General features: G+C 61.2%; 22 protein-coding genes. 12 read left to right on the forward strand and 10 right to left on the reverse strand.

What is annotated here, in order from left to right:
* Window positions 1-8: 8 nt before the first annotated feature.
* Genes opp4C through O9H32_RS22710 form a run of 3 tightly spaced genes read right to left on the reverse strand, consistent with a single transcriptional unit; the run spans window position 9 to window position 3,701 of the window.
* Entirely contained in the window at window positions 9-953 is a 945-nt protein-coding gene (gene opp4C / locus O9H32_RS22700; protein ID WP_269868404.1) for an oligopeptide ABC transporter permease, read from the reverse strand.
* Between the two features lie 18 nt (window positions 954-971).
* Window positions 972-1,928: an ABC transporter permease gene (locus tag O9H32_RS22705; RefSeq protein ID WP_269868405.1), complete on the reverse strand. Its 957-nt coding sequence runs from the start codon at window positions 1,926-1,928 to the stop codon at window positions 972-974.
* 27 nt (window positions 1,929-1,955) lie between these two features.
* Window positions 1,956-3,701 carry an ABC transporter substrate-binding protein gene (locus O9H32_RS22710; RefSeq protein ID WP_455072799.1) on the reverse strand — a complete coding sequence of 582 codons (1,746 nt, stop codon included), beginning with the start codon at window positions 3,699-3,701 and terminating at the stop codon, window positions 1,956-1,958.
* A gap of 243 nt (window positions 3,702-3,944) precedes the next feature.
* On the opposite strand from O9H32_RS22710, the gene O9H32_RS22715 reads away from it, so the two are divergent.
* From O9H32_RS22715 to O9H32_RS22730, 4 genes are all read left to right on the forward strand, one after another.
* Window positions 3,945-4,913, forward strand: a complete 969-nt coding sequence (locus tag O9H32_RS22715; RefSeq protein WP_269868406.1) for a TRM11 family SAM-dependent methyltransferase — start codon at window positions 3,945-3,947, stop codon at window positions 4,911-4,913.
* Between the two features lie 83 nt (window positions 4,914-4,996).
* A complete protein-coding gene (locus O9H32_RS22720) occupies window positions 4,997-5,455 on the forward strand; it encodes a DUF2243 domain-containing protein (RefSeq protein WP_269868407.1) in 459 nt (152 codons plus the stop codon).
* A gap of 498 nt (window positions 5,456-5,953) precedes the next feature.
* Entirely contained in the window at window positions 5,954-9,058 is a 3,105-nt protein-coding gene (locus O9H32_RS22725) for a PAS domain S-box protein (RefSeq protein ID WP_269868408.1), read from the forward strand.
* 247 nt (window positions 9,059-9,305) lie between these two features.
* Complete coding sequence (locus O9H32_RS22730) at window positions 9,306-10,166, forward strand: serine/threonine protein kinase (RefSeq protein ID WP_269868409.1); 861 nt, start codon at window positions 9,306-9,308, stop codon at window positions 10,164-10,166.
* 23 nt (window positions 10,167-10,189) lie between these two features.
* Here the strand turns inward: O9H32_RS22730 and O9H32_RS22735 are convergent, their stop codons facing one another.
* The 6 genes from O9H32_RS22735 to O9H32_RS22760 all read right to left on the reverse strand — a co-directional run bounded on the left by O9H32_RS22735 (window position 10,190) and on the right by O9H32_RS22760 (window position 15,520).
* Window positions 10,190-10,375, reverse strand: a complete 186-nt coding sequence (locus O9H32_RS22735) for a hypothetical protein (protein WP_269868410.1) — start codon at window positions 10,373-10,375, stop codon at window positions 10,190-10,192.
* Between the two features lie 113 nt (window positions 10,376-10,488).
* Window positions 10,489-10,674, reverse strand: a complete 186-nt coding sequence (locus O9H32_RS22740; RefSeq protein WP_269868411.1) for a DUF4177 domain-containing protein — start codon at window positions 10,672-10,674, stop codon at window positions 10,489-10,491.
* A gap of 140 nt (window positions 10,675-10,814) precedes the next feature.
* Window positions 10,815-13,244, reverse strand: a complete 2,430-nt coding sequence (locus O9H32_RS22745; protein ID WP_269868412.1) for an S-layer homology domain-containing protein — start codon at window positions 13,242-13,244, stop codon at window positions 10,815-10,817.
* 256 nt (window positions 13,245-13,500) lie between these two features.
* Window positions 13,501-14,121, reverse strand: a complete 621-nt coding sequence (locus O9H32_RS22750) for an SdpI family protein (protein WP_269868413.1) — start codon at window positions 14,119-14,121, stop codon at window positions 13,501-13,503.
* Window positions 14,122-14,127: 6 nt separating this feature from the next.
* Window positions 14,128-14,430, reverse strand: a complete 303-nt coding sequence (locus O9H32_RS22755) for an autorepressor SdpR family transcription factor (RefSeq protein WP_269868414.1) — start codon at window positions 14,428-14,430, stop codon at window positions 14,128-14,130.
* Window positions 14,431-14,674: 244 nt separating this feature from the next.
* Window positions 14,675-15,520, reverse strand: a complete 846-nt coding sequence (locus tag O9H32_RS22760; protein WP_269868415.1) for an AraC family transcriptional regulator — start codon at window positions 15,518-15,520, stop codon at window positions 14,675-14,677.
* A 215-nt stretch (window positions 15,521-15,735) separates the two neighbouring features.
* Here O9H32_RS22760 and mgrA point away from each other — a divergent pair, with 215 nt between their 5' ends.
* From mgrA to O9H32_RS22775, 3 genes are all read left to right on the forward strand, one after another.
* Complete coding sequence (mgrA, locus tag O9H32_RS22765; protein WP_269868416.1) at window positions 15,736-16,728, forward strand: L-glyceraldehyde 3-phosphate reductase; 993 nt, start codon at window positions 15,736-15,738, stop codon at window positions 16,726-16,728.
* Window positions 16,729-16,946: 218 nt separating this feature from the next.
* Complete coding sequence (locus O9H32_RS22770) at window positions 16,947-17,648, forward strand: MBL fold metallo-hydrolase (RefSeq protein ID WP_269868417.1); 702 nt, start codon at window positions 16,947-16,949, stop codon at window positions 17,646-17,648.
* A 5-nt stretch (window positions 17,649-17,653) separates the two neighbouring features.
* Window positions 17,654-18,229: a TetR/AcrR family transcriptional regulator gene (locus tag O9H32_RS22775; protein ID WP_269868418.1), complete on the forward strand. Its 576-nt coding sequence runs from the start codon at window positions 17,654-17,656 to the stop codon at window positions 18,227-18,229.
* A 224-nt stretch (window positions 18,230-18,453) separates the two neighbouring features.
* Here O9H32_RS22775 and O9H32_RS22780 read toward each other — a convergent pair whose 3' ends face one another.
* Window positions 18,454-18,780 (reverse strand): hypothetical protein, encoded by a 327-nt coding sequence (locus O9H32_RS22780; RefSeq protein ID WP_269868419.1) that lies wholly within the window; start codon window positions 18,778-18,780, stop codon window positions 18,454-18,456.
* Here O9H32_RS22780 and O9H32_RS22785 point away from each other — a divergent pair.
* The 5 genes from O9H32_RS22785 (at window position 18,770) to O9H32_RS22805 (ending at window position 26,067) form a co-directional block, all read left to right on the forward strand.
* The gene (locus O9H32_RS22785) at window positions 18,770-20,602 is read left to right on the forward strand and encodes an LTA synthase family protein (protein ID WP_269868420.1); all 1,833 of its coding nucleotides are present in this window, start codon (window positions 18,770-18,772) and stop codon (window positions 20,600-20,602) included. The two genes, O9H32_RS22780 and O9H32_RS22785, sit on opposite strands and share 11 nt — an antisense overlap.
* A 280-nt stretch (window positions 20,603-20,882) precedes the next feature.
* A complete protein-coding gene (locus O9H32_RS22790; RefSeq protein WP_269868421.1) occupies window positions 20,883-22,334 on the forward strand; it encodes a PTS mannitol transporter subunit IICB in 1,452 nt (483 codons plus the stop codon).
* An 84-nt stretch (window positions 22,335-22,418) separates the two neighbouring features.
* Window positions 22,419-24,482 carry a BglG family transcription antiterminator gene (locus tag O9H32_RS22795; RefSeq protein WP_269868422.1) on the forward strand — a complete coding sequence of 688 codons (2,064 nt, stop codon included), beginning with the start codon at window positions 22,419-22,421 and terminating at the stop codon, window positions 24,480-24,482.
* Window positions 24,479-24,916, forward strand: coding sequence for a PTS sugar transporter subunit IIA (locus tag O9H32_RS22800; protein WP_269868423.1), 438 nt, complete (start codon window positions 24,479-24,481; stop codon window positions 24,914-24,916). Before O9H32_RS22795 ends, O9H32_RS22800 begins: the two co-directional genes overlap by 4 nt.
* A complete protein-coding gene (locus O9H32_RS22805) occupies window positions 24,913-26,067 on the forward strand; it encodes a mannitol-1-phosphate 5-dehydrogenase (RefSeq protein ID WP_269868424.1) in 1,155 nt (384 codons plus the stop codon). The genes O9H32_RS22800 and O9H32_RS22805 overlap by 4 nt, the downstream gene beginning before the upstream one ends.
* Window positions 26,068-26,304 lie beyond the last annotated feature (237 nt).

Below are 26,304 nucleotides of genomic sequence, written 5' to 3' on the forward strand. Positions count from 1 at the left end.
AATCCGGTTCACCTTCTTTTTCGTTTGGGATCCATCGCATCCCGGAGGCCGTCGCCGAGCAGATTGATGGAGATGACGGTTGCGAAGATCGCAAGCCCCGGCGGAACCCAGAGCCAGGGGCGGCGCTGGAAGTCGATCAGCGAGTTGGCCGCATCGATCATGTTGCCCCATGAGGGCGTGGGCGGCACGACGCCGAGGCCGAAGTAGCTCAGCGTCGATTCGCCGATGATGGCGCCGCCGACGCGCAGCGTAGCCGCGACGAGAAGCAGCGGCATGATGTTAGGCAGCAGGTGCTTCACGAGCTTGCGGCGGTCGCGCAGGCCCAGCGCCTCGGCGGCCTGCATGAACGGCCGTTCGCGGAGGCTGAGTATCTCGCTGCGCACCATGCGGGCAAGTCCCGGCCAGCCCACGAGGCTGAGCAGCATCATCACGATGTAGAGCCGGTAGTCGGCAGGCACCTTCAGCTCCGAGAGCACGGCGGCCATGATGAAGAGCAGAGGCAGCTCGGGGATGGTCATGAGTACGTCGGCCGTGCGCATCACGAGCTGGTCCACCCAACCCCGGTAGTAGCCTGCAGCGATGCCGAGCGCGGCCCCGATGACGACGGACAGGGCCATGGAAGCGAGCCCCACGGTGATCGAGATGCGGCCCGCCTGCATGAGGCGGGTCAGGATATCGCGGCCGAGCTGGTCGGTCCCCAGCCAGTGCCGTGCGCCCGGCGGGGCCTTGATCAGCCCCGTGTTGACGAGCCCGGAGCTGTATGGCGAGAAGAGCGGGCCGAGGAGGCAGAAGAGCATGATGAAGACCAGGAAGCCGAGGCCGAGCATCGCCATGCGGTTGCTCCGCAGCTGGCGCAGCGATTGTCTCCACAAGGAAGCGGCCGGGGCGGCGGGCTGGATCTCCGCTGTGCCGAGGTCCGATGGTTTCTTGGCGGTATGCGAGAGCAGTGCCATGGGTGTTCCTCCTCCTTCCTACTTGAGCCGGATGCGCGGGTCGGCCAGACGGTACAGCAGATCCGCGATCAGATTGCTGAGCACGGTAAGCGCGGCGATGAACATCGTGAAGCCCATGAGGACGGGATAGTCCCTCACCGCAAAGGCCTGCATATACACCGACCCGATCCCGGGCCAATTGAATACTTTCTCCGTGATGATGGCGCCCCCGAAGAGGGCGGGAATCTCGAAGCCCATCAAGGTGATCGCGGGCAGGAGTGCGGCGCGCAGCGCATGCTTGCACAGGACGGTGCGCTCCTTCAGCCCCTTGGCCCGGGCGGTCCGCACGAAGTCCTGGCGGATCACCTCAAGCAGATTCGTACGGAAGTAGCGCGTGAGCGAGCCGATACTGAGCAGGGCGAGGACGACGACGGGGAGGAACATATGGTCCGCCACCTCCAGCGCATAGGCCAGCCCCTCGCTGCGGCTTCCGGTGGTGATCATGCCGCCGGGCGGAAGCCAGCCGAGGTCCACGGCGAAGATCTTGATCGCGAGCAGGCCGACGAAGAAAGCCGGCAGCGACATGGCCCCGAAGACGGACAGCGTAATGAGCGCATCGAACCAGGAATGCTGCCGGACCGCCGAGAACAGGCCCACCGCGATGGCCGCTGCCCAGGTCAGCGCGAGGGAAGCGAAGGCGATCAGGAACGAATTGCCGATGAAGTGGAAGATCAGCGACGTGACCGGCTTCTGGTGCTGCAGCGAGAAGCCGAGATCGCCCTTCAGCGCCTGGCCCAGCCAGGCGGCGTAACGTTCGGCGACCGGCTTGTCGAGGCCGTACAAGGCCTTCAGCTCGAGCTTGCGCGCCTCGGTCAGCTTCGGATTGGAATCGACGAAGTCGCCTGGCGTCATGGCATACAAGGCGAAGATCAGCAGCGATGCGCCGAGCAGCGTAAGCACGATATAGAACAACCGGTTGAGCACGTAGGATTTCATGCGGTGTCTCGGGCTCCCTTCCGGCCGTTATTTGATCTCCAGCTTCGGCAGGGACGAGGAGAGACCGGTGTACCCGTTCGGCTGGAAGCCTTCGATCCGGGCATTATGGGCCGACAAGATCTTGCGGTAGGCCAGGAAAATGAACGGCGGGTCCTCGGACAGCTCCTTATACAACTCGGCGTAAGCCGCTTTGCGCGATCCGAGGTCGAGCGTCGCCGTCCCTTTCTCGATGAGTTCATCCACCTTCGGGTTGGAATAACCGCCCGTACCGGTGAAGCCGCCGCCCGCCTTCGTAGAGAACGAACTCACGCCGTCCGACGGATCGGGCAGCAGGGTGGTCGAGAAGGAAGCCAGATCGTGATCCCCTTTGGTTGTGCGGGCCAGCAGGGCGTTATAGTCCATGAGCTCGGATTCGAGCTGGATCCCAAGCGCCTTGTAGTTCTCCTTGGCGATCGGAATGAGAATATCGCTGACGGCGCCTTTGCTCGTGAAGTAACGGACGACGAGCTTCTGGCCGTCCTTCTCCCGGATCCCGTCCGCGCCCGGCTTCCAGCCTGCTTCGTCCAGCAGCTTCTTCGCCTTCTCGGGGGCATAAGGATAGGGATTGACGCCTTCTTCCGTATATGCCCAGGAGACCGGGGAGACAGGTACGTTCGCGAGCTGGGCATACCCTTGGTAAGCCGCCTGCACGATTTTGGCCCGGTCGAGGCCGTAGATGAACGCCTGCCGCACCTTTTTGTCCTTGAAGGGGGCTTTGCTGTGATTGAATTTGATATAGCTGTAAGCGGTGGAGGTATAAATATTGATATTGGCGTAGCCGAGCTGCTTCAGGAGGTCGAGATTGTCCGGGTTCGCGGTGAAAGAGCTGTAATCCGTCTCGCCGGTCTGGAAGAACTGCGTTGCATCGCCCTCCGTCGTTTTATAGATAAAATGCTCGACCTTAGGCTTGCCGCCGTAGTAATGCTCGTTGGCGGTGAATCGCACCTCCTGGCCGGGGATGTACTTATCGTATTTGTAGGGGCCGGTGGAGAGAGGCTTCGAGTGCAGCGTCTTGATGTAATCGAGCTGGCCGGGCGTATAGTTCTTGCCGTAGTACGCCTTCGAGAGCGGCTGGCCGCCGAGCAGCAGCAGCGAGCGGGCATTGACCTTCTCGGTCGTAATCCGGATCGTCAGCGGATCGATGACCTGAATGCCCTCGATGGAAGCCGTTTTGCCCTCCTTGTAGGCGGCGCCTCCTTTGATATGGGTCTCGGTGAGATCGGTCTCGCCGTCATAGGCCTTGTCATGCAGCAATGTCAGGGTGAAGGCTACATCTTCGGCGGTGAGGGGGGAGCCGTCGCTGAACTTGAGGTTAGGGCGGAGATAGTATGTATAGATCAGCCCGTCTTGGCTGACATCCCACTTCTCGGCAAGATCGGGGATTGGTTTGCCGTTCTCATCGATATTGACCAGTGGTGAAAACATCACCGAAGTGACATTGCCGTCGTACCCGTTCTGGTAAAAATAGGGGTTGAAAACGCCGCCGGGTTCCGTGAGCGAGACGACCACCGTGTCCGTCCGGGCGGCAGCGGCGGCCGGCGATTTGGATTTGTCCGCCGCCCGGATGACAGCGTCTTTAACTACCTCCGTCTGGGGGCTGCCGTCGGGCGTCTGTGCCTGTTGTACGGCGGGGGTGCTCGAGGTGCCGTCCGCTTCGGGGGCGGTGCAGCCCGTTAGAAGGGCGGTCACCGTCACGGCGGCCCAGGCCGTCTTCATCCATGGTTGTCTGTTCACTGGAATCTCTCCTGTTCCTGAATAGGGAATAATGAATCAAACTAAATAATTCTGATGGAATAACTATGAATTAATGATTATACTGGTAGTATATGGGATGGCGTTTAGTTTTGTAAAGACAGAACTCAAAATAATTTCTTTTGTTACCAAACTATGTCGGCGCCGGCTGTTCAAGTACGGCTTCGGCGGTTTTCCATCGCCCCGGGTGTGATATAATGGCGGCTAGAGAAGGGGAGAATGCCTGTGAAGAAGAGTAAGGAATGGGGAACCGGTACGGGAGAGAACGCCGCGCCGGCCTGTCTATATACGTATGCCTGCCACGAAGATGAGCGGGAGCTGTGCCTGCTGGAGCTGCGGACTCTGCTGGGCTGCGAGCCGGAGGACGGCTGGCTGCGCTCGGGGCGGGTCGTCGATCCGGGACGCAGCCCGTTCGTGAAACAGCGGCTCGACGTACTCTTCGAGGAGGCGAGCCTGCCCGCGCTGCTTGAACGTCTCCCGGAGCTGGACCTCGCCGGGGAGACGTTCAAGGCCGTCTACGTCGAGGCGGGGCTCCGCGCCGACTACGACGGGCAGCGTGCGCTGGAGCGCCAAGCCGGCGCACGCATCCGCGGCCGCGCGGAGATGCGCACGCCGCAGCGGGTGCTCGGCCTCGCCTGCGCGGACGGCCGCTGGCTGCTCGGCGACCTGCGCCGCGGCGAAGCCCACTGGCTGCGGCATGTGCAGAAGCCGCAGAATTACTCCACCGCCCTCAGCACCCGGGTCGCCCGGGCGGTGGTGAACCTCGCCGTGCCGGAGGGGGCCGGCCGGCGGCTGATCGACCCGTGCTGCGGCATGGGCACGGTGCTGGTCGAAGCGCTGTCGATGGGGATCGACAGCGAGGGCTGCGACATCAACCCGCTGGCGGTGCGCGGCGCGCGGGTGAACCTGCGCCACTTCGGCTGGCCGGAGTCGGCGGTACGGCTGGCAGACATGACGGAACTGCCCGGGGCGTATGACGCCGCGGTGCTCGACCTGCCGTACAACCTGTGCTCGAAGCTGTCGGCCGAGGAGCAGGCGGGGCTGCTGGCCGGTGCCCGGAGGCTGGCTGAGCGGGCCGTCATCGTGGCTACGGAGGAGATCGCAGGGGAGATCGCCGCCGCCGGATTCCGTATCGCCGGGCATGCCGTACTCCGTAAGGGGGCATTCCGCAGACAAATCTATCTTTGTGTGTAGGATAGGGGTGCACTTCGTATGATCCGGGGTAAAAACGGATATAACTTCCAAGTATTCGTCACGGATGAAGGAGGAGTACCCTCATGAACGGATTCTGGCATGATCTTCGGCATCACCCGACGCTGCTCGGCTCGTTCCTGCTCGGTATCGGAGCGGTCGGCATGCTCGACGGGATCGTCTTCCACCAGCTGCTGCAGTGGCACAGCGTCTATATGCATACGGACCGGGAGCACCAGATTATCAGCGACGGGCTGTTCCACTTGGCGGTGACGGCGGTCATCATCTGGGGAGCCGTCGTTCTGTGGAACAGCGACCCCACGGAGGAGCCCGGCCGCAAGCGGTTATTCGCCTCGGGGCTGTTCAGCGGGGCCGGGCTGTTCAACTTCGTGGAGGGCATCGTCAACCACCATCTGCTGCAGATTCACCATGTCCGGCCGGGGGCCTTGCAGACAGTCTACGATCTCGGCTACGATGCCTCCGGGATCGCCATGCTGTTCATCGGTCTGGCGCTGTACCGCAGCTCGCGGCAGCAGGCCAGATAGGAACGAGAGCGCTGTCCGGCTCGTCCCCATGCACCACCCTGCTCCTTCAGAAGAAGAGGCAGGGTGGATTTTTGTGCATAGATAAGAATGTATTTCCCGCCAGGGCCGAGCGCATGGTCAGCTGCAAGTCAGCCGGCCTCCCCCCAGGGGGGAGGGGGGGGACGCTGCTGCCTGCCTGCGCCCACCAGCAGATTCCGCTCCGCTGTTCACCTCGCTTCCCCCAGCCAGCCTTTCCCGGCCCCCCCCCTCCCCGAGCACGCCACCCCGGCCTCCCCCCACTTCGCCTTAGTCAACCTCCCCGCTCTTACGGGTCCACATTCCAGGCCTTTGCCTCTACTCCTAATGCCTTCCTAAGCCCCACGTTTCCCGCTCTATGGCTAATCATCCTACATTTATGGGAATATTCGTTAGGAAACCAGGGAGGAATTTGACGAAAGCTGTCGAAATAAAACACATTACGTCTGATCCTTCGGAGGGACCTCCTTGATTCTCCAAGTCATGATTGAAGATCTTGTGCTGATTATCGGCCTGTTACTTATAACCATGTTCCTGTTCCGCCGACCGCCCTTCAAGATGACGGTGCGCCAGCGCGTCTGCGTGGGGCTGCTTCAAGGCGCCTTCGGCATTCTATTCATCTACTTCGGTTACCCGGTCACCGAGCACGCCGTGCTGGACTTCCGGCAGCTGACTGTCATGATAGCCGCCCACTTCGGAGGCTTTACCGGAGCGGCCGCTGCGGGTCTCCTGCTGGGGGGCTTCCGCCTGCTGCACGCCGGCCCCAATCCGGTATCGCTTCTGGATTCCTTATGGACGGTGCTGGCTGCAGCCGGAGCGGGGGGCCTGGCCTATTACATACAAGGTTGCCTGCGGCGGTGGGCCGGTATGACCCTGTTCTATTTGGCAGCGACGACAGGCACACTGCTCTGCGTGCTGCCGCCTGAGCAATACGTCATCCTTCCTTACTATCATGCGCTGCTGTTGGCTGGTTCCTTCCTCTGCGCATGGGTCTACGCGGTGATTCAGCGCAGTGTTCTGCGAATGAATGTCAACCGGACGATCGCCGCACTGATGGAGGAGTTCGAGAGCTTCGACAACCACAGCATCTATGAAAGGACGCTTCACGAGGTCATCGATCTGCTGCAGTGCGACAGCGGCAGCCTGATTACAGTCGACGGGGGCAGTTACAAAGTCATCACCCTGCGCGAGGATGGCCGGCTGTCCGAGACGGTTTACAGCGTCACGGAGATCGACGCCCAGTCGGTGGAGATCGTGCGGTGCGGGGAGCCGCTGCTCTTCCCGGATTGGAATGTGCGCCGGCCGGCTGGCCGGCTGGATCAGCAGATTTACGAGAAGGGCGTCCGCTCCTCCCTGCATGTGCCCGTATTCTATCAGGGTCAGGTGATTGCGGTGCTGAATGCCGGCTCGAAGCGGGCGGGGTATTTCTCCAAGAAGCATCTTCGGCAGATCGTACAGACGACGCCGATCCTCTCGTTCGGGCTGTCGCACGTCAACGCGGAGAATATGTACCGGGCGGTGTCCGAATCCGCCCCGGACGGCATTATTCTGGCGGACGGGCAGAAGAAAATTCTCGCCTGGAATCAGGGGGCCGAGCGCATCTTCGGCTATACGGCGGAGGAGGCGCTCGGACAGCCGATCGAGCGGATCATCCCGGCGGGATATCGGGAAGAACTCGCAGGAGATGCATCGGCGCCCGGTGCGCCCGGTCTGGGGGATCTCTTCGGAAGCTATACGCTGGAAGTGGAGGGGCTGCACAAAGAAGGGCATCCGGTTCCTGTGGAAGTGTCCTTCAACCGCTGGCAGACGGGGGCCTTGTCCTTCTACAGCAGCATTGTCCGTGACATTACCCGGCGTAAGAAGGACGAGGCGGACATGCTTGCTTCGGAGACCCGCTTTCGGGCACTGTTCGAGAATGCGAGCGACATGATCTTCCTGGGGGAGTTTCAGGAGTCCGTCGGACTTATTCTCGAGGCCAACGATGTGGCGTGCCGCAAGCTGGGTTATACCAAGGAAGAATTCCGCGGGATGACCGGTGCGGAGCTCGGGGCCGGCGACGAACTGTTCCGGACGGAATACGGCAGGATCATCCAGCTGCTGAAAGAAGAAGGAGCGGCCACGTTCGACTGGCGGCTGAAGACGAAGACCGGGGAGTATCTGCTGTGCGAGTGCAGCACAAAGATCATTGAACTTGGCGGCCGGCGGGCCTCTCTCAATATGCTGCGGGATATCTCCGAGCGCAAGCGGGCCGAGGAGGAGCTCCGCAGCAGCGAATCCCGGTACCGCCGTCTGGTAGAGCTTTCCCCCGAGCTCATCGCGGTTCATACGGAGGGCAAAGTGGTATTCATCAACCAATCCGGAGCCCGGATGTTGGGAGCAGCTTCGCCTGACGAGCTTATCGGCAGAGAGATCATGGACTTTGTTCATCCCGATTATCACGAGCTCGTAAGGAATCGGGCACGCCAGATGTATGTTCACGGCCAGCCGGTGGATGTGGTGGAGGAGAAGCTGATCGGTATCGACGGCCGGGTGATCGACGTCCTCATGCGAGGGACGGATATCCGCTATAAGGGCAAGCCTTCGGCTATGGCGATGGCGCTCGATCTGACGGAGCGGCGGCGGGCGGAGCTGTCGCTGAGGGAGACGGAGGACCGGTTCCGCAAGCTGGTCCAGCTCTCGCCGGACGCCGTCTGCGTATACCAGGAAGGGCGGATTGTATTCGCCAATGACCGGGCGGTCGCGATCTTCGGTCTGAGCGACCCGGAAGAGGTGATCGGGAGCCCGACGGAGCGCTTTCTTCATCCGAAGCATTATGACAACGAATTGATCTTGGCTAAGACGCTGTACAACAGTGACGACACGAACCGAACCCTGCCTAATCTGGAGCTGGTCTATATTACGGCCCAAGGCACCGAAGTGCTCGTGGAGGTGTCCCTCACTTCCATCCGGGATGGCGGCAAGCCGGCCATATTCACCTCGTTCCGGGATATCTCCGAACGCAAGGCAGCCGAGCAGAAGCTCCAGGAGACGAACCGCAAGCTTCAGGAGGCGAACCGGAAGCTGCAGCATCTGTCCACCCGCGACGGACTAACGGGTATCGCGAACCGCCGGAGCTTCGATGAGGCGTACGAGCAGGCGTGGCTGCAGGGGATCCGGGAGTCTGCGCCGCTGTCGGTGATCCTCTGCGACATCGATTTCTTCAAATCGTACAACGACACCTACGGGCATCAGGGCGGCGACGCTTGTCTGAGGGCGGCGGCGGGTATCTTCGAATTCGTGCTGGAGGGCAGCGGGCATACCGCAGCCCGTTACGGAGGGGAAGAGTTCGTCATTCTCCTGCCGGGGACCGGAGCGGAAGGGGCGCGGAGTATCGCGGAGGCCGTACGAGCTGCGGTAGAGCAGGCAGGCATCCCGCACCGGGCGTCCAAGGCCGGAGACTGCGTCACGCTCAGCGCGGGGGTTGCGACGGTGATTCCCCATCCGCTGATGGCGCCGGGAGAGCTCATCGGCCAGGCGGACAAGGCGCTGTACAGGGCGAAGCTTGCGGGACGCAACCGTGTCGCAGCTTACGCGGATACAGCGGAGTAGTTGAGGTGGTCGGCGCGGTGAATCCGGCAGCCACCGGAGTGCGGGCCCGCTCGCAGCAGCAGGTGAAGGAGCAGTACGACAGCCACAGGAGGGCACCGGCCATGAGCCGGTGTCCTTCTACGCGTGAGAAGGGCGTCGGGTTGACCGCTCGTGCCCGAGCTTCGCCGCAGCGTGCCCTTTTATGAATCGGGCTTCGTCTGTTACGATAGGAGCATGGACAGCAAACAGGAACGGACCATTGTTGTGGATGGCAGAGGATGAGCGCAGGCGTGGCAGGAAGAAGGGGGCGATGGCGGTGCTGCAGTACTTCAGGAACGTATATGCATCATGGATCGATTATCCGCTGCGCGAGGGCCGGCGGCTTGGTGGGCGCTACGATATCGAGCGTTTTCTCGGTATGGGGAGCTACGGGCTGACGTACTTGTGCCGGGATACGGAGGCATCCGGTGCGGAAGTCGTCGTGAAGCAGGCGAAGCCCAGCAAGCGGGAGCTCGGCCGGCGGCTGCTGCGGCGCGAGTACGAGATGCTGGAGCGGCTGCGCCACCCCCGGATTCCGGCGGCCTACGGCTTGTTCGAGGACAGAAGGTGTCTCTGTCTCGTGACGGAATATATCGCCGGGGAGACGGTGGAGGATCTGATCTTCCGGGAGGAGCGCAGGTTCACGGAGGAGGTGTCCCTGCGGTTCGTGCGGGAACTTCTCGAGATTGTGGCGTTCGTCCACAGCCAGGAGTATGTGCATCTGGATGTCCGTATACCGAATGTCATGATGCGCGGCGGCGAGCTCCATCTCATTGACTTCGGCCTTGCCCGCCGCATCGGCGATACGGAAGGGCTGGAACCGTTCGCGGACGAGGAGACGCGGCGGCGGCGCACCCCGGCAGCTAAGAGCGACTTGTACGCGGCAGGCCACTTCTTGCTCTTCCTGCTCTACTCCGCTTACCGGGGGGACGAGAACAGCCCGGAAGCCGGCTGGGAGGAGGAGCTGACGCTGTCGGAAGGCACGCGGACGCTGATAAGGCGGCTCCTGCAGGAGGAGCCGCCTTATCAAGATGCCGCAAGCTGTATGGCTGACTTGGACCGGGTGCTGTTGATGTTGAAGTCCGGATAGCGGGGCATCCCGCCTAGGGACGGTCAGCTGGAATAGCTGCTGCCGTGTCTGTTCTTATAGTAGCGCTGGCCGTGCCCAGAGCGATAATGGTCGGATGACGAACCGCGGCGCATCGGACGCTGGTAGCGGTGGGAACTGCTGTAGCGGCGGTGGCTGTGTTTGGAACCGGTGACGGAGTGCAGGATTTTACGAAGCAGATGTTTCAGCATAATCTTTGAATCCCTCCCCAATTGGTTTTGTGAGATACTTTACGCGGGAAGGGGACGCAGGTTTCGGATGGGGCGGGAGTATCCGCTGGGAAATGGAGGCGACAGACCTGCGCTCACGAGGTGATGGGTCGCTCGAGAATCAGCTCATGCTTGGTGGGCTTGCCATGCCCGTTATAACTACTTTGAAAGATTTGAACGAGACGCCAGCCGTCACGGGCATAGGCTTCGAGTGTCTCCCGGTAAGTGGCTTCGGAGAAAAAGCCGCCGATGGTCACCTCGACAAACTTATATTCGTACAAACGTATGCCTCCTTAGGTTCGATTAGGCAGAGTCTTCTATTTATCTTACTCCGCGTCTCTTGTGATAGAACAAAGCCGTGATGCAGCAAAGCCCCGACGTCCTCATGGATGCCGGGGCTTTGCTGTAAAGCGCGGCTCGCTTACCAGCCCGGGTTCACGGGCGAATCCTGCAGCTGGGAACGCACCTGCAGGTATTTGTAGAAGGCGGTGGCTGCCTGGGCGCGGGTCATCTCGGACTTCGGCTGGAACTTGCCGTTCTCAAGCGTCATGATGCCGAGGCCGTTCACCAGCGCGACGGCGCCGGGCTGGGCCGCGGCTCCGCCTTCCAGGTCGGTGGCCTGAAGGACGAACAGTCCTTCGATCTGGGACAGCTTGCGGTAGCCCATGGCACGGACGAGCAGCTCGGCGAGATCGGCGCGGGTCAAGGCCGCTTCCGGCTTGAAGGCGCCGGCGGTCCGGTCGATCAGGCCGCGGTCTGCCGCATTCTCGACATAGGCGAAGTACTGGGAATCCTTCGCCACGTCGGAGAAGGAGGCGGAGCGCTCGGCGTAGGCGCCTGCGGACATCGGCCTATAGCCGCCGTTTACCGCGGCAAGCAGCATCTTCACCATTTCGCCCCGGGTGATGAGTCCGTCCGGAAGCACTTGGCCGTCCTTCACCTCGAGTGCCCCGTAGTCGATCATGAGGTTCAGCGCCTCTTCAGCCCAGTGGCCGGAGATGTCTGCGGGGGGAGCAGCGAGCGGATTGACGATCCGGCCGTTCTCGCGGCTGCGCCACTGCCCGGTTTCTCCGTCGAGGAAGAGCTGCTGGTCTCTGGACTTGAACTTGGAGGCGACGCTGTACACGAGCCGGGTCTGGAGCTGTTCGCCCTTCTCCAGCTTGATCTCGCCGGAGGCAAGCATCGCGTTGTATTTCTCGAGCGGTATGCCGGACCCGGCATACCCGTTCGGGGAAGGCTTGCCCTTATAGTCAATGACGTACTGCAGCTTGATGTCGTACTGGCCGAGGAGAAGCTCCCTCGCTTGGTCCCCCGAGATGACTTTCGGCGCCTGGGCAGGATAGTCGATCGACGAGAGGTTGGAGTGGAACTCCTTCAGTTCGCCGCTCTTGCGGTCGAATCCGAGACTTACCGACTCGTATTCGGTCGGGATCCCGCCGACGATCCGCCGGAAGTTGAACGGGTAGTACGGCATGGAAGCGAGCTTCGCTTTCCATTCCGGGGACGCTTCTTCTTGTCCGTCCAGATACAGCTCATGGGCGTAGGCGGGCAGCAGCTTGCGCAGCTGCTCCTCGGCCTTGCTCTTCAGCTCGCTGTAGGCAAGACCGGTGTCCTTGCCGGAGTCTGCGGCGGCTATCGGGCGGAAGTCGCTTGTCGAATAGCTCAGGATCAGGCCGGTGGCGCTGTCGACCGAAGCATAGATGCCTGTGCCGCCCTGCTCCGGAGAGCCGCCGACCGACCAGCGCAGATCCCAAGCCGAGGTCGTCCGGTTCGTGCGGGGGTCGGTGTTCTCCCGGTAGGAGGCATCTTCAAGCTTCGCTTCCTTCGGAAGGGCGAACGCTTCGGTGATCTTCCCTGCCGCCTGCTCCTTCGTCAGCTTAAGCGGGGCGGAGGGAAGGCTCGCCAGCGGCTTGTCGCTGAGCGGCACCGGCTTCGCCGCAGCGGATGGTTTGCCGCCGGAGAGGGTAAGCGCCTCGCCTGACGAGGCATCGACCATCAGCGGCTCCAGCCCGTAAGAAGTGTAGAGCTGCTTGCCATCCCCCTCCGCTTGGTAAGGCGTAAGATAGCGCAGCTGCAGGTCGGCCTGTTTCTTGAGGGTCTCCGCCGCCTGCCCCTCAGGGATGAGGGTGCCGGCCGGCGCGAAGGTCAGCGCATCGTCCCACTGCTTCGAGTACGAGAGAATGCGTCCGTCGCCGTCCACCGTAATGCGCACTTCGTTCTGCAAGAAAGGAATACCGTTTATGCTGCGGACCCAGCGCAGTGGATACTCGGTCGCACCGCTGAGCGGCTTGCGCCAGTTTTTCTCGTCTTCCGCCGCATACGCCAGCTGTCCCTGTTCCTTGGGGTTCATCTTGGCAAGATAAGCTTCGGCGATCCCTTTGGCTTTCTCCAGGGAGACGGCAGGAGGGAAAGAGGGCTTGCGCTCGGGGTCGTTATCGTAAATCTGGTAAGAGAGCAGCTGTCCGTTATCGGCATCGACAGCTACGGTAACTCCGCCGTAGTAGGTTTTGGCGTCCTGCCTTACGAAGGTCAGGCTCCAGGAACCGCGGGTGCTGCCGCTCGAAAGAGGCGCAATCTGGTAGTTCACGCCCTGCAGCTTGTGGTCCGCGGGAATGGTGACATAGCTCTGCGCAAGCTCGATCGCGCGCTCCCGGGATACAGCGGTACCGGCTGGAGCTTCGGCCAAGGCGCCGTCCCCCGCTGCTTTGGACGCCGCGCCAGCAGGGAAGGCGGCTGCGGGTCCCGTCTCCGCCGCGACAACCGGTGTCATAGCCGAAACCGGTACAGCGGAAGACAGCAGAATGGCTGTGGTAATGCCGGCGATACCCCATTGTTTCAGTGGCTTTTGCATAAGTGGATCCTCTCCGTATCGGGTAGATTAGGTTGCATATGCACTAAACGCGGCCGCCCGTTGGAAAGTTGCAGGAGATGCAGCAAAAAATCAAGAATCTGTAGACCCAAAATTAGGGAATTGCCGGCGAACAAGGTGTAGGAAGAAATAGGTCGGCAGACATATGGAAAATCATGGTTTATTGGTTCGCTGTTGCCAATAGTGCAGCTTCCAGCGTGAAGCCTTCTCAGCTGCAGGCAGCCCCTGCGTTCTTAGTTCATGTGCGTGCCCGGGCGTAATAGTAGGAGATGCCGATGGTAAGAATCAGAACCAAGGCGAGGATAGCCAGAAAGACGCCGGCGAACAACCCTGCAGGGAGGAACGGGCAGGCGAGCATGAGCAGGCCGCCGATGAACCATACCTTCGCAGCAGTACGGTGGGTCCGGCGCCAATTCTCTTCGCTGGAGAGAGTCCAGGGGGTCCGGATTCCGACATGCCGGTTCGGCTGGAAGCGGGGCATATAATTGCCGACAACGAGGAATAAGGTCCCCATCAAGATCGCGATGTACTTGCCGATATTGAACTCATAGCCCAGTCCGTACAGGAGGATAGCCATATGGACGCCGAACAAGAGGGCAGCAGACGATCCGAGGATGAGAGTCCGGGCCGACAAGGTGCGTGCATCGGACGGGGAGAAGGGGATAAACAAGGCGGCTCCCATCAGAAGGAGCATGAAAAAGGGCGCCGTGGCAAGAGCCCAGGCCTTGCCCGTATACCGGTCCGGTGTTCCGTCCAAGCTGAAGTGTACGGCCATCTGTTCGGGCATGTAAGGGTAGGCAAGTAAGCTGAGGACAACGGCCATTGTGAGCAGGATGAGGCTGGGGAGGTAACGTTTCATGAGTGATCAATCCTTTCTTTTGGGGCTGGGGGATGTGCTGCCTTCCGCAGGCAGCGGGAAGGCCAGCAGCCACTTCATGAGCTCTTGGAACACGGTCAGGTTGAGCGAGTAGACGATGTGCTGTCCCTGGCGTTCGTCCCAGACCAACTCCGCTTGCTTTAGCAGATTGAGGTGGTGGGAGATGCTAGGCTTCGACATGTCGAATTTCTCGGCAATTTCGCCGGCGGTCATGTCGCGTTCCTTGAGCAGGTCCAGGATCTTCCTCCGGGTAGGATCCGAGAGGGCTTTGAACGTATGGTTGAGCGGCATGGCGGTTCACCTCTTAGCAGAGCTTATTATTAAATATTTAGGTAATCATCTAAATATTAATTTGAGTAAACCACAAACCGCCGCCGCCGTCAAGGGAAGGGAGGCGGCGGCGGAATCCGGATCCGTCAGAGACGGCCGTCATGCCGGAAACAGGTAAAGGGCAAACAACAAGTATCCCCGCGGTGAACGGCTGGGGGTTCTCTTCATTCGGGCCGCCATACCGGACGGAGGGCCCGACACTTCCTCACGCCTGGCGGAAGCGCTGGGGCGAGAGGCCCTTCACCTTCTTGAACATCCGCGAGAAGAGCAGCGGGTCGCGGTAGCCGACCGAGTGCGCCACTTCCGCAACCGACAGGCCTTCGCGGGAGAGCAGCAGGGCGGCCTGCTCCATGCGGTACTGGAGCAGGAACTGGCGCGGCGGCACGCCAAGGGCTTCCTTGAACAGCTTGGCCGCGTACTTGCGGTGGAGGCCGAGTTCGGCGGCCAGCTCCTCTACGGTCATGCTGCGGGAGTAATTCGTCTCGATATAAGCGACCGCCCGGGCGACATAGCCTTCCACGGCGGTACTTCCGCCGGCCGGATCGGCGGAGGCAGGCTGCTGCGAACGGTCGACCAGAGCGCCGAGCATGGCGTACAGCGAAGACATGAGCCGCAGGTCGCGGCTGGCAGGACGGCTGCCTGCCGCGAGCATCTCCTCGAAGCAGGCCCACAAGAGAGCAGCTTCCTCTTCGGTGCATCCAAAGACGGGGGCCTGGTCCCCAAGCCCGGCCCGATTCAGGAAAGCTTCGGCCTGCAGGCCGTTGAAGGCAGCCCAGGCATAGCTCCATGGTTCACGGACATCGGCTTCGTAATAAGCCACCTCCTGGGGGCGGATCAGGAAGCCTTGGCCAGCAGACACGGTGTGCGTCCGGCCCTGGCTGCGGAAGATCCCGCGCCCGCTGCGGACGAAATGAATTTTATAATGATCCTTGAGCCCCGGCCCCCAGCTGTGTCCCGGGGTGCAATCCTCCGCACCGCAGTAATACAGCTTGAGCTCCATCCCGGGATGGGCGGCCGGCGCGGGGGTATACGTTCGTTTGGCAGATGACATGTCGACCCTCATCTTTCCTTAGACATGGTGACATTATACTATATTTGTCTGACGTGCTGACATATGCTTGCGGGCGGAAGAAAGGTAGAATGGGGAAGAATCGATCAGGGGCAGACAGGGGATAGCCCGACCCACAGCCAGGAATCAACGCCAGGAATCAATGTCAGGATTCAAAGTCAGGAAACATCCAATACGCGCGCAAAGGAAGGGATATCATGACCTACGTAGCCGAATCGAACCGTTATGAAACGATGAAATATAACCGCTCGGGCCGCAGCGGCCTGCGACTGCCGGCGATCTCGCTTGGCCTCTGGCACAACTTCGGGGGGATCGACACGTACGAGAATGGCCGTGCGATGGTGCGCCGGGCGTTCGACCTTGGGATCACGCACTTTGACCTCGCCAACAATTACGGGCCGCCTCCCGGCTCGGCCGAAGAGAACTTCGGACGGATCCTGGCGCAGGATCTTGGGGCTTACCGCGACGAACTGATCGTCTCGACCAAGGCAGGCTACTACATGTGGCCGGGACCGTACGGGGAGTGGGGCTCCAAGAAGTATCTCGTATCGAGTCTCGATCAGAGCCTGCAGCGGATGGGGCTTGGCTACGTCGATATTTTCTACCACCACCGTCCGGACCCGAACACGCCGCTCGAAGAGACGATGTCGGCGCTCGATCTGGTCGTGCGTCAGGGCAAGGCGCTCTATGTCGGGCTCTCGAACTACCGTCCCGAAGAGGCGAAGGAAGCGATCGGCATCCTGCGCCGTCTCGGTACGCCGTGCCTGATCCACCAGCCGAGCTACTCCATGCTGAACCGCTGGGTGGAAGACGGCCTGCTCGATGTGCTCGAGGAAGAGGGCGTTGGCAGTATCGCTTTCTCGCCGCTGTACAAGGGAATCCTGACAGACCGCTACCTGAACGGCATTCCAAGCGACTCCCGGGCTGCGGGTCCAAGCGTCTTCCTACGCCCGGAGGAGCTGACCTATACGGTGCTCGGCAAGGTCAGAGAGCTGAACGCGATTGCCCAGGAGCGCGGGCAGAAGCTGTCCCAGATGGCGCTGGCTTGGGTGCTGCGCGGCGGCCGGGTCACTTCCGCGCTGATCGGCGCGAGCAAGGTCAGCCAGATCGAGGATGCGGTAGGAGCAGTCTCGAATCTGGACTTCAGCGCCGAGGAGCTGCAGCGGATCGAACGGATTCTGCAGGGATAAGAGCAGAGCAAGAATCAGAGCAAGAATCAAAAGGCCAAGAGACCGCGGATTCCCGTGGTTTTTTGGCCCTTCTGGCGTTCCGCGGGAAAAGCGGGCTGACAATCCCCAGCGATGGGCCTCAGGCTCCATGTAAAATAACCGAGTGCCTATTGCGAAAACTAATAACATTAGTTATGATACTAATATCATTAGTTTTTAATAAACGGAGGCGATGGCCCATGCGTACGGAGCGAATTGAATGGCTGCACGCGCTTACCTTTTTTCCTGTTGTGTTCCCTGTCAACTGTTATCTGGTAGAGGAAGAGCAAGAGCTGACCCTGATCGACGCGGCGCTGCCAGTGAGCGCCAAGGGCATTCTCGCTGCGGCGGAGCGGATCGGCAAGCCGATCACGCGCATCGCGCTTACCCACGCGCACGATGATCATGTCGGCGCGCTGGACGCCCTGCGGACAGCACTGCCCGATGCGCAGGTGCTGATCTCCGCCCGCGATGCCCGGCTGCTTGCGGGGGACCGGTCGCTGGAGGCCGGCGAACCCCAGACGCCAATCCGCGGCGGTGTGCCTAAGGGGCTGAAGACCCGCCCCGATGGGGAGCTGGCGGACGGAGACCGCATCGGTTCGCTGCAGGCGATCGCCGCGCCCGGCCATACGCCGGGCTCGATGGCCTTCCTCGACACGCGGACCGGCGCGCTTATCGCGGGCGATTCCTTCCAGACCCGCGCAGGCGTAGCCGTCTCCGGCAAGACGGTGCCTTTGTTCCCTTTTCCGGCGTTCGCCACCTGGCATAAGGGGGAGGCCGTCCAGAGTGCGCGCCGGCTGCGGGACCTGCAGCCTTCGCTGCTCGCCGTAGGCCACGGCCGGATGCTCAGCAGTCCGGTGGCCGCTATGGACCGGGCGATCGCAGCGGCAGAGAGGAGCTGAGGCCGATGGGGAGAATGGGACTGGACCGGGACAGCGTGCTGCAGGCCGCGGCGGATCTGGCGGACCGGCACGGCTGTGAGGCGGTGACCCTGGCTGCGCTGGCCGCGGAGCTTAAGGTGAAGACCCCCTCGCTGTATAACCATATCCCGGGGCTGCCGGGGCTGCGCCAGGCCTTAGCCGTATACGGGATCGTCCAGCTTCGGGAGAGGGTCGCGGGGGCGGCGGCGGGCAAGTCCGGGAGAAGGGCTGTGCATGCCGTGGGGCTCGCTTACGTCGACTTCGTCCGCCGGCATCCCGGGCTGTATGAGAGCATTATGCGGGCGCCGGATGTGATGGATGCGGAGGTGGAGGCGGCCTCGGAGTCCCTGCTCGGGCTGCTGCTGCAGGTACTGGACGCTTACGGGCTGGAGCGGGAGGATGCCCTCCATACGGTACGGGGACTGCGCAGCCTGCTGCATGGGTTCGCCTCGCTGGAGCTCCGCGGCGGATTCGGGATGGCGCTGGACCCGGACGAGAGCTTGAACCGGCTGTTGTCGACGTATTTGACCGGACTGGAGCAGCGAACCGGGGGAGCCGGGTGAAGGTTCCGGCTCCCCCGGCATAGGGAGACATGGGAAGGAACGATAGAGCGGCGGGAGGATCGGGTCCCGCCGCTTTTTGTTATTCCTTCGTGGATTCCGAGGCCTCTCACTTTGTTGTCACACAATCGTCACAGTTATAAAGTTTTAAGTTTGTGTAAATATGGGTAAAAGGGGATTATGGAAATTTTCCTGCCTGCTCTTAAAGCGGGTGCAAGATTTGTCGATTATGATGTTCTAAAGCCTGCCGATAGACCCATTTTCCTCCAATCCTCGGTTTTTTTCATGTTTTTTTCATATTTCTCCTTTACAATAACTTCATCGAATGCAATATCCGCATAGAGAGATAGCAGCCGGGGTGCGAGGGGCACCGGAACCGGCTGTGCCAGACACGCGGGAAGATAAGGAGTGTGAGAAACGATGCGTCGTTCTTTGGCCACCAAAGGACAGCCAAAGTCATCACGATCGAAGCTTGCCCGCGCGGGAAGAAATGGTGTCATTCTGACGGCACTGTTGATCGTACCGGTTCTCTTGGTCTTTGGTATGGAATTCATTCAACGCGGTACCTGGGAGAGCACCTGGGACTGGATCTCCGGCAACCGTGCCGTGTTTCTGCTCAACAGCGTCTTGACGTTCCTGGTCTTCAGTCTGCTGTACAGTCTCATCGGAAGCCTGCTGCCGGCGGTCGGGGTCAGCACCCTGCTGCTCATGCTCGTATCGATGATCTCTTACTTCAAGCAGAAGCTGATCGGCGAGCCCTTTTTTCCATGGGATATTTTCCTGAACAAAGAGAGTATGAACATTCTGCCGCTCGTCACCAACCGGGAGGCGCTTAGCCGTCTTGGCGCCGTCTTCGGAATCGTGCTGCTGATCTTCGTGCTCGCGCGGTGGGCGCCGCGGCTGCGTCCGCGTCCGGTGACCCGCTTGGTATTGTCGTTAGTAAGCTTATTCCTGCTGCATTCCTTCGGGGTCCAGTCGCCTTGGACGCTCAAGGTGCTGAATGCGGCGGGAGCGAATGAAATCGTGTGGAATCAGGGGGAGAATTACGGGACGAACGGATTATCACTGGCTTTTACGATGAATGTCAAAAATACAATTGTACCGAAGCCGCCCGGCTACAGCGAAGTGTCCATCGCCGCCATGTCGGAAAATCTCCATGAACTGGCAGGCGCTTCCAAAGCCAATGCGGCGTCCGGCGTGAAGCCGAATGTGGTCTTCATCATGAACGAGGCCTTCTGGGACCCGACGCTGCTGCCGGGCGTGACCTTCAGCGAAGACCCGCTTCCGACGGTTCACCGGCTTCAGCGGGAGTCGACGTCAGGCTATCTTCTCTCGCCGCAGTTCGGCGGGGGCACGAGCAACGTGGAGTTCGAGGTGCTTACCGGCCAGTCGATGAGCTTCCTGCCGGCGGGCTCGGTTCCGTACCAGCAGTACATCTCGAAGCCGATTGCGAGCATGGCCAGCTATTTTAAGGAACAGGGCTACCGCAGTGCAGCGATTCACTCCTACGAAGGCTGGTTCTGGAACCGGGAGCAGGTGTACAAGCACATGGGCTTCGACAGCTTCCTGAGCAAGGAAGGCATGGTTAACCCCGAATACAAAGGGGCGTTCATCTCGGATGATGAAGTCTCCCGCAGCATCATTAAGGAAGTGGAAGCGAACGAGGAGCCGACCTTCATCTACGCGGTAACGATGCAGAATCACGGTCCGTATGACGACAACCGGTACGGGGACGCGGGAATCTCGATCGAAGGGAGCCTAAGCGGGGACGCGCGTAATGTGCTTCAGACGTATGCGCACGGGGTTCGCGATGCGGACCGCAGCCTGCAGCTGCTGATCGATTCGTTCCGCAAGTCGAAGGAGCCGACGGTCATCGTCTTCTACGGCGACCATCTGCCAATGATGGGATATGACTATGATGTATACGTCCAGTCGGACTTCATCCACACCGGCAGAGCCGACCAGTGGTCTCTCGAGGAGCAGAAGCGGATGCACAGCGTGCCGTTCGTCGTCTGGTCCAACACCGACCTGCCGAAGGAGGAGGTGCCGGTGCTCAGCAACTCGTTCCTCAGCGCCTATATGCTGGAGCGGCTGGGGCTGCCGATGCCGGCCGCCTGGGCTTTCAATGCGGAGCTATCCAAGAAAACGCCGGGGCTGCTGCGGTCGCTCGTGGTCGATTCGAGCCAGGGGCTGCATACGAGGGTACCTCCTTCGGCCGCGGAAGATGTGGAGAAATACCGGGAGCTCCAATATGACGAGATGTTCGGCAAGCAGTATCTTGCCAAATATATGGCATCCCACGGACTGACCCGAAACGACGGGCCGGCTCCGGCAGAGGATTCAGCGTATGCCGCCAGCCGGCGGACAGCCCCTTAGGGGCTGTCCGCTTTTTTTGTTTTCATGCTTCAAGAGCGGTTGGAACCCCGTACCCATCCTCTCACCGTGCACCAACGTATGGACTGGCACGCAGAGATCTTACAGGACGCCGACAGGCGTTTTTCTTAAGTTACGCGCCTTCACAACAAAAAAGGTGTCAACAATGATGATGACGAAAACGGATTTTCCTTTCATTGATGTTGAAAGCGCTTTTGCTTTACTATAACTCTACAGCAAGAGCTGAACATAAGATCAAGACTCGCAACCAGGAGGGATTCTAATGAATTCAACGGCAGCACAACCGGCTTCATCCGCCGGTGGCATGAGAGTGAAGGTACAGCGGTTCGGCCGCTTTTTGAGCGGCATGGTGATGCCGAACATCGGCGCATTCATCGCCTGGGGTCTTATCACGGCAATATTCATCCCGACCGGCTGGTTCCCAAATGAACATCTGGCAAAGCTGGTGGGCCCGATGATCACCTACCTCCTGCCGATCTTGATCGGCTACACGGGCGGTACGATGATTCACGGGGCGCGGGGCGGCGTCATCGGCGCAGTGACTACGATGGGCGTGATCATCGGGACCGATATTCCGATGTTCCTCGGCGCGATGATCGTCGGACCCTTCGCGGCTTGGGTGCTGAAGCAATTCGACCGGGCAGTGGAAGGCAAGATCCGCTCCGGTTTCGAGATGCTCGTCAATAATTTCTCCGCCGGCATCATCGGCGCCTTGTTGGCCGTTATCGCTTACACGTTCGTCGGCCCGCTCGTGCAGGTGTTCAGCAAGGCACTGGCATCGGGCGTGCAGGCTTTGATCAACGCGGGTCTGCTGCCGCTGGCCAACGTTCTGATCGAGCCGGCCAAAATACTCTTCCTGAACAACGCGATCAACCACGGCGTACTGAGCCCGATCGCGCTCGACCAGGCGGCCAAGACCGGCCAGTCGATGCTGTTCATGCTCGAATCGAATCCGGGCCCGGGGCTCGGCATCCTGCTCGCCTACTGGCTCGTCGGCCGTGGGAGCGTCAAGCAGTCCGCGCCGGGAGCTGTCATCATCCACTTCTTCGGCGGTATTCATGAGATCTACTTCCCGTACATCCTGATGAATCCCCGCCTGATCCTCGCCGTCATCGCGGGAGGCGTGACGGGCACGTTCACCTTCGGCTTGTTCCATGCCGGGCTGGTCGCTCCCCCTTCGCCGGGCAGTATCTTCGCCTTCATGGCCATGGCGCCCAAAGGGGGCATGCTTCCGGTGTTCACCGGCGTCATTACCGGTGCGGCAGCTTCCTTCGCTGTTGCGGCCCTGCTGCTCAAGGCCGCGAAGAAAGACGAGCAGGAAGAGAGCCTGGAGCAGGCTTCGGCCCGCATGAAGGAAATGAAGGGCGCAGGAGGGCCGGCTGCGGCCGTACCCGAGGCTGCGGCGGCAGCCGAAACGGCGACGGCCCGCAAAGCCAAGGAAGACGTCCGCAAGATCGTATTCTCCTGCGATGCCGGGATGGGGTCTAGTGCGATGGGGGCCTCGATCTTGAGGAAGAAGCTGAAGGACGCGGGGGCCGGGGTAACAGTCATTAACACGGCGATCAGCGAAATTCCAGGAGACGCGGATATCGTGATTACGCACCGCTCGCTGACGGAGAGGGCCAGGGTCCAAGCGCCGAAGGCAGAGCATATTTCCATCGATAATTTCATGAAGAGCCCGGAGTACGACGAGCTGACGAAGCGGCTGGCCTAGCTTGCAGGGCTTCGGGCCGGAGGCTGGCTGCCGGGGGATTCTCTCCGCGAACCAGCCCATCTTAGCCTGAGGAAGGGTGACGCCATGCGTGTCTCTACCAGACAACGACAGATCATACAACTGCTGCTGCTCCGAAGCGACGGCATTACCGCCGGCGAGATCGCGGAGGAAATCAAAGTAAGCACGAGAACGGTCCACCGGGAGCTGGAGGAGCTGGAGGCCGTCCTGGCGGAATACGGGGTGGAGCTGCAGAAGAAATCGGGGAAGGGCATGCTGCTGCAGGCCGGGGAAGAGGAGCTGGGTGCCCTTCACCGGCGGCTGTTCGAAGCGGTCCCCGAGGATTATACCGCCGAGGACCGGAAGGCGCTCATCTTATGCATGCTGCTGCAGGCCGAGGAGCCGGTGAAGCTGTTCGCGCTGGCTCACAGCCTCAAGGTGACGGTGCCCACCGTGACGCATGATCTGGATGAGCTCGGGAGCTGGCTGCAGCGCAGCGGGCTGGTTCTGGTGCGGCGAAGAGGATACGGCGTCGAGGTGACGGGGGAGGAAGGCCGTCTGCGGAGCACGCTCTCGCTGCTCGCGATACAGCATCTCGATGAATCGGACCTGTTCGGCCGGCCGGAGGATCTCGCCCGGGAACCGGTCAAGCGCAGGCTGATGGAGCTCATTGGGCGGAAGCACCTGAAGCTGGCTGAGGATGCCCTATGGGCCTCGGACCGCTTGTGGCTGAACCGGCTGGCGGAGCATGAATATGCGCGGCTGCTCATCCGCATGTCCGTCATGCTGGGGAGAATCCGGGATGGGAAGCGGGTGCGGGAAGCGCCGCCGGGGCAAGAGGTCCCGGAGCGGCTGTGGAAGCTGGCGGAGGAGATGTCTCCGGCATTGGGGGGGCTGCCTGTCGGGGAAATCAGCTATCTGGCCGGCATGCTGAAGCTTGCGGACACTCCGGATCCGCACGGATTGCTGCCCGAAGCCGACCCCGGCTGTATGGATCTGGCGAGGCGGCTGATCGCAGCCCTTGAAGCGGACCTGGAGGCGGGCTTCGGCGAGGACCGTCAGCTGCTCGAAGGGCTGACGGGCCACTTGGAATCCGCCGTACCGCGAATCCGCGAGGGCTTTCAGATCCGCAATCCGCTCTTGTCGCAGATCCGGCGGGATTATGACCGTCTGTTCGTCCGGATCCGGGAGGCAGCGGACGCTATACTGCCGGGGCTGCCGATGCCCGATGAGGAGATCGGTTTTCTCGTCATGCATTTTGGCGCCTCGCTGGAGCGGCTGAAGTCGCTGCGCCACAATGTGAGGGCGGTGATCGTCTGCACGAACGGGATCGGTTCCTCCAAGATGCTGGCGATCCGCTTGAGCAAAGAACTGCCGCAGGTGGAGATCGTAGGCCATGCTTCGTGGTACGAAGCGGTACGGATCCCGGGGGATGCGTATGACCTGATCATTTCGACGGTAGACCTTCCGCTGGAGCCGCAGCGATATATCAGGCTCAGTCCGCTGCTGACGGCAGAAGAGGCGGAGCGGCTGCGCCGCTTCATCCGGGAAGTCACGCTGAAGCAGGGGGCAACCCGAAGCGGGGAAGAGGGGGGCGTCCCTTCCGAATCGCTGGAGCGGCTGCACCGCCTGCAGGCCTATCTCAATGAAATCGTGTCAATCGTCGACCAATTCGGGGTCTACGCCTCCCTGGAGGAGACTGCGGGACTCCGCGGCCTGCTGCAGTCGGCCTGCAGGTACGTGGAGAGCAGCGCGGGCATAGGGAACCTGCCCGCGGTCGTGGAGCTTCTGCTGGAGAGACAGAAGCAGAGCTCCCAGGTCATTCCGGATACGGGCATCGCCTTGTTCCATACGAGAAGCGAACATATCGCGAGGCCCTCCTTCACGCTGTTCCGCCTGCAGGGGGACCTCCCGCTGGCGCATGACGAAGGGGCGGGCGTGAGGCATCTGCTGCTGATGCTCGGTCCCCGGGAGCTTTCGAGAGAGAGTCTCGAAGTGCTTAGCGAGATCAGCTCCTTCCTGCTGGATGCGGATCTGGTGGAGCACTTGAAGCAGGGGAGCGAAGAGGAGATCCGCCTGGAGCTGTCACGGAAGCTGACGGCGTTTTTTGAGAGTATCTACAAAACGGATAAGAGGAGAATCGTGCGATGAGTATTCTGTCACCGAATAAAGTGCTGCTGGATGCCAAGGCCAAGGACAAAACGGAAGCGATCCGCTTAGCGGGGCAGCTGCTGGTCGATGCCGGTCATGCCGCTCCCGGCTATATAGAGAAAATGCTGGAGAGAGAAGAGGCGCTGTCCACCTACATGGGCGGAGGGCTGGCTATTCCCCACGGCACCAAGGACTCCAAAGAGATGATCGCTTCGGCGGGATTATCGATTCTGCTCTTCCCGGAGGGCGTGGATTTCGGCGGGGACGAACCGGCCCGCCTCGTCATCGGGATTGCGGCTGCAGGCAGCGACCACCTCGGCATTCTGACCAACGTGGCGATGATCTGCTCGGAGGAGGAGAACATGGAGCGGATTCTGAATGCCTCCACCAAGGAGGAGCTCATCGGGATCTTTGAGGAAGGGATGGGCGAATGAAGGCGGTCCATTTTGGGGCGGGCAACATCGGCCGGGGCTTCATCGGGCTGCTGCTGTTCCAGTCCGGCTATGAGGTGTGTTTCGTAGACGTGAATGAAACGCTCGTGTCCGAGCTGCAGCGCAGAGGGGCGTACACGGTTGCCCTGGCAAGCGACGCGCAGGAGTCGTATCAGGTCCGGGGCGTGACCGCTCTGCCGGGGGGAGACTTAGACCGGGTAGCGGAAGCGGTAGCCGGCGCGGATCTGGTCACCACGGCCGTCGGCGTCAACATTCTGAAGAGTATTGCCGTAGGCATCGCGAAGGGCGTGAAGCTCCGCCTGCAGGCAGGGGGCGGCCCCCAGCACCTGATCGCATGCGAGAATGCGATCGGCGGCAGCGCGCAGCTCAAGGAGCATGTGTATAGCTATCTGAGCGAAGAGGAGCGGCGGCAGGCTGAGGGCCGGCTGGCCTTCCCGAACGCGGCGGTCGACCGGATCGTGCCGGTTCAGCGTCACGAAGACCCGCTGCATGTGACCGTGGAGCCGTTCTACGAGTGGGTCGTGGATGGTTCGCAGATGCTGCCGGGCCTCCCGCAGATCCAAGGGGTGCATTATGCGGGCAGCCTCGGGCCGTACATCGAGCGGAAGCTGTTCACGGTCAACGCCGGGCACTGCTGCGCCGCCTATATGGGCTTCCTGTACGGCAAAGCGACGATTCAGGAGAGCATGGCGGATGAACGTATCGCTGGCGAAGTGCGCGGGCTGCTGGGCGAAACGGGGCGGCTGCTCACGGCGAAGTACGGCTTCGATGCGGAGGAGCATCAGGCCTATATCGGCAAAACGATGGAACGCTTCCGCAATCCGCACCTGACCGATGAGGTCGCCCGCGTAGGCCGCTCCCCGGTCCGCAAGCTCTCGCCGAACGACCGTCTGGTGCGTCCGGCGCTGGGGCTTCAGGCCATGGGCGTCCGCCCGGTCCATCTCGCCCGAGCCATGGCCGCCGCGCTGAGGTTCCGGGCGGAGGACGACCCGGACGTGCGGCTCATTGAAGCGGAGATCGGGGAACATGGGCTTTCCGCGGCGATTCGCAGGTTCACCTCCCTTGAGGAGGATCATCCGGTTCATGCGCTGATCCTGGAACAATACGAGGAGCTCGGCGGGCAATTGGCTTAATGCAGGAGAAATTTATGTGCAGGCTGTGAGTCTCAGCTGAAATCCGATCCATGCATCCAACAGGTAAGCAGGGTCATCATTCATTCTTCTTTCATACAGGGACAGCCAGGGCCAGCCGCTTGCGGTTGGCCTTTATCAATTTCCTGCTCCCAGATGCTGCAGGTAACTTAAGGGAATAACGCTGTCAGGTTATTGGCAATGTTATAGCGGAACGGACCTGCTGTGGGGGCAGTCCGC

Source organism: Paenibacillus caseinilyticus (assembly GCF_027533645.1).
In the GTDB taxonomy this organism is placed as follows: Bacteria; Bacillota; Bacilli; order Paenibacillales; family NBRC-103111; genus Paenibacillus_G; species Paenibacillus_G caseinilyticus.

What these genes read in the sequence shown, in the direction of transcription:
- O9H32_RS22775 (WP_269868418.1), top strand. Translation starts at nt 17,654, where the DNA reads ATGGGGAGAATGGGACTGGACCGGGACAGCGTGCTGCAGGCCGCGGCG.
- mgrA (WP_269868416.1), top strand. Translation starts at nt 15,736, where the DNA reads ATGACCTACGTAGCCGAATCGAACCGTTATGAAACGATGAAATATAAC.
- O9H32_RS22705 (WP_269868405.1), bottom strand. Translation starts at nt 1,928, where the DNA reads ATGAAATCCTACGTGCTCAACCGGTTGTTCTATATCGTGCTTACGCTG.
- O9H32_RS22780 (WP_269868419.1), bottom strand. Translation starts at nt 18,780, where the DNA reads ATGAATTCCATACCAAAGACCAAGAGAACCGGTACGATCAACAGTGCC.
- O9H32_RS22735 (WP_269868410.1), bottom strand. Translation starts at nt 10,375, where the DNA reads ATGCTGAAACATCTGCTTCGTAAAATCCTGCACTCCGTCACCGGTTCC.
- opp4C (WP_269868404.1), bottom strand. Translation starts at nt 953, where the DNA reads ATGGCACTGCTCTCGCATACCGCCAAGAAACCATCGGACCTCGGCACA.
- O9H32_RS22800 (WP_269868423.1), top strand. Translation starts at nt 24,479, where the DNA reads ATGAGTATTCTGTCACCGAATAAAGTGCTGCTGGATGCCAAGGCCAAG.
- O9H32_RS22730 (WP_269868409.1), top strand. Translation starts at nt 9,306, where the DNA reads ATGGCAGAGGATGAGCGCAGGCGTGGCAGGAAGAAGGGGGCGATGGCG.
- O9H32_RS22795 (WP_269868422.1), top strand. Translation starts at nt 22,419, where the DNA reads ATGCGTGTCTCTACCAGACAACGACAGATCATACAACTGCTGCTGCTC.
- O9H32_RS22720 (WP_269868407.1), top strand. Translation starts at nt 4,997, where the DNA reads ATGAACGGATTCTGGCATGATCTTCGGCATCACCCGACGCTGCTCGGC.
- O9H32_RS22750 (WP_269868413.1), bottom strand. Translation starts at nt 14,121, where the DNA reads ATGAAACGTTACCTCCCCAGCCTCATCCTGCTCACAATGGCCGTTGTC.
- O9H32_RS22725 (WP_269868408.1), top strand. Translation starts at nt 5,954, where the DNA reads ATGATTGAAGATCTTGTGCTGATTATCGGCCTGTTACTTATAACCATG.
- O9H32_RS22760 (WP_269868415.1), bottom strand. Translation starts at nt 15,520, where the DNA reads ATGTCATCTGCCAAACGAACGTATACCCCCGCGCCGGCCGCCCATCCC.
- O9H32_RS22790 (WP_269868421.1), top strand. Translation starts at nt 20,883, where the DNA reads ATGAATTCAACGGCAGCACAACCGGCTTCATCCGCCGGTGGCATGAGA.
- O9H32_RS22755 (WP_269868414.1), bottom strand. Translation starts at nt 14,430, where the DNA reads ATGCCGCTCAACCATACGTTCAAAGCCCTCTCGGATCCTACCCGGAGG.
- O9H32_RS22805 (WP_269868424.1), top strand. Translation starts at nt 24,913, where the DNA reads ATGAAGGCGGTCCATTTTGGGGCGGGCAACATCGGCCGGGGCTTCATC.
- O9H32_RS22770 (WP_269868417.1), top strand. Translation starts at nt 16,947, where the DNA reads ATGCGTACGGAGCGAATTGAATGGCTGCACGCGCTTACCTTTTTTCCT.
- O9H32_RS22785 (WP_269868420.1), top strand. Translation starts at nt 18,770, where the DNA reads ATGGAATTCATTCAACGCGGTACCTGGGAGAGCACCTGGGACTGGATC.
- O9H32_RS22745 (WP_269868412.1), bottom strand. Translation starts at nt 13,244, where the DNA reads ATGCAAAAGCCACTGAAACAATGGGGTATCGCCGGCATTACCACAGCC.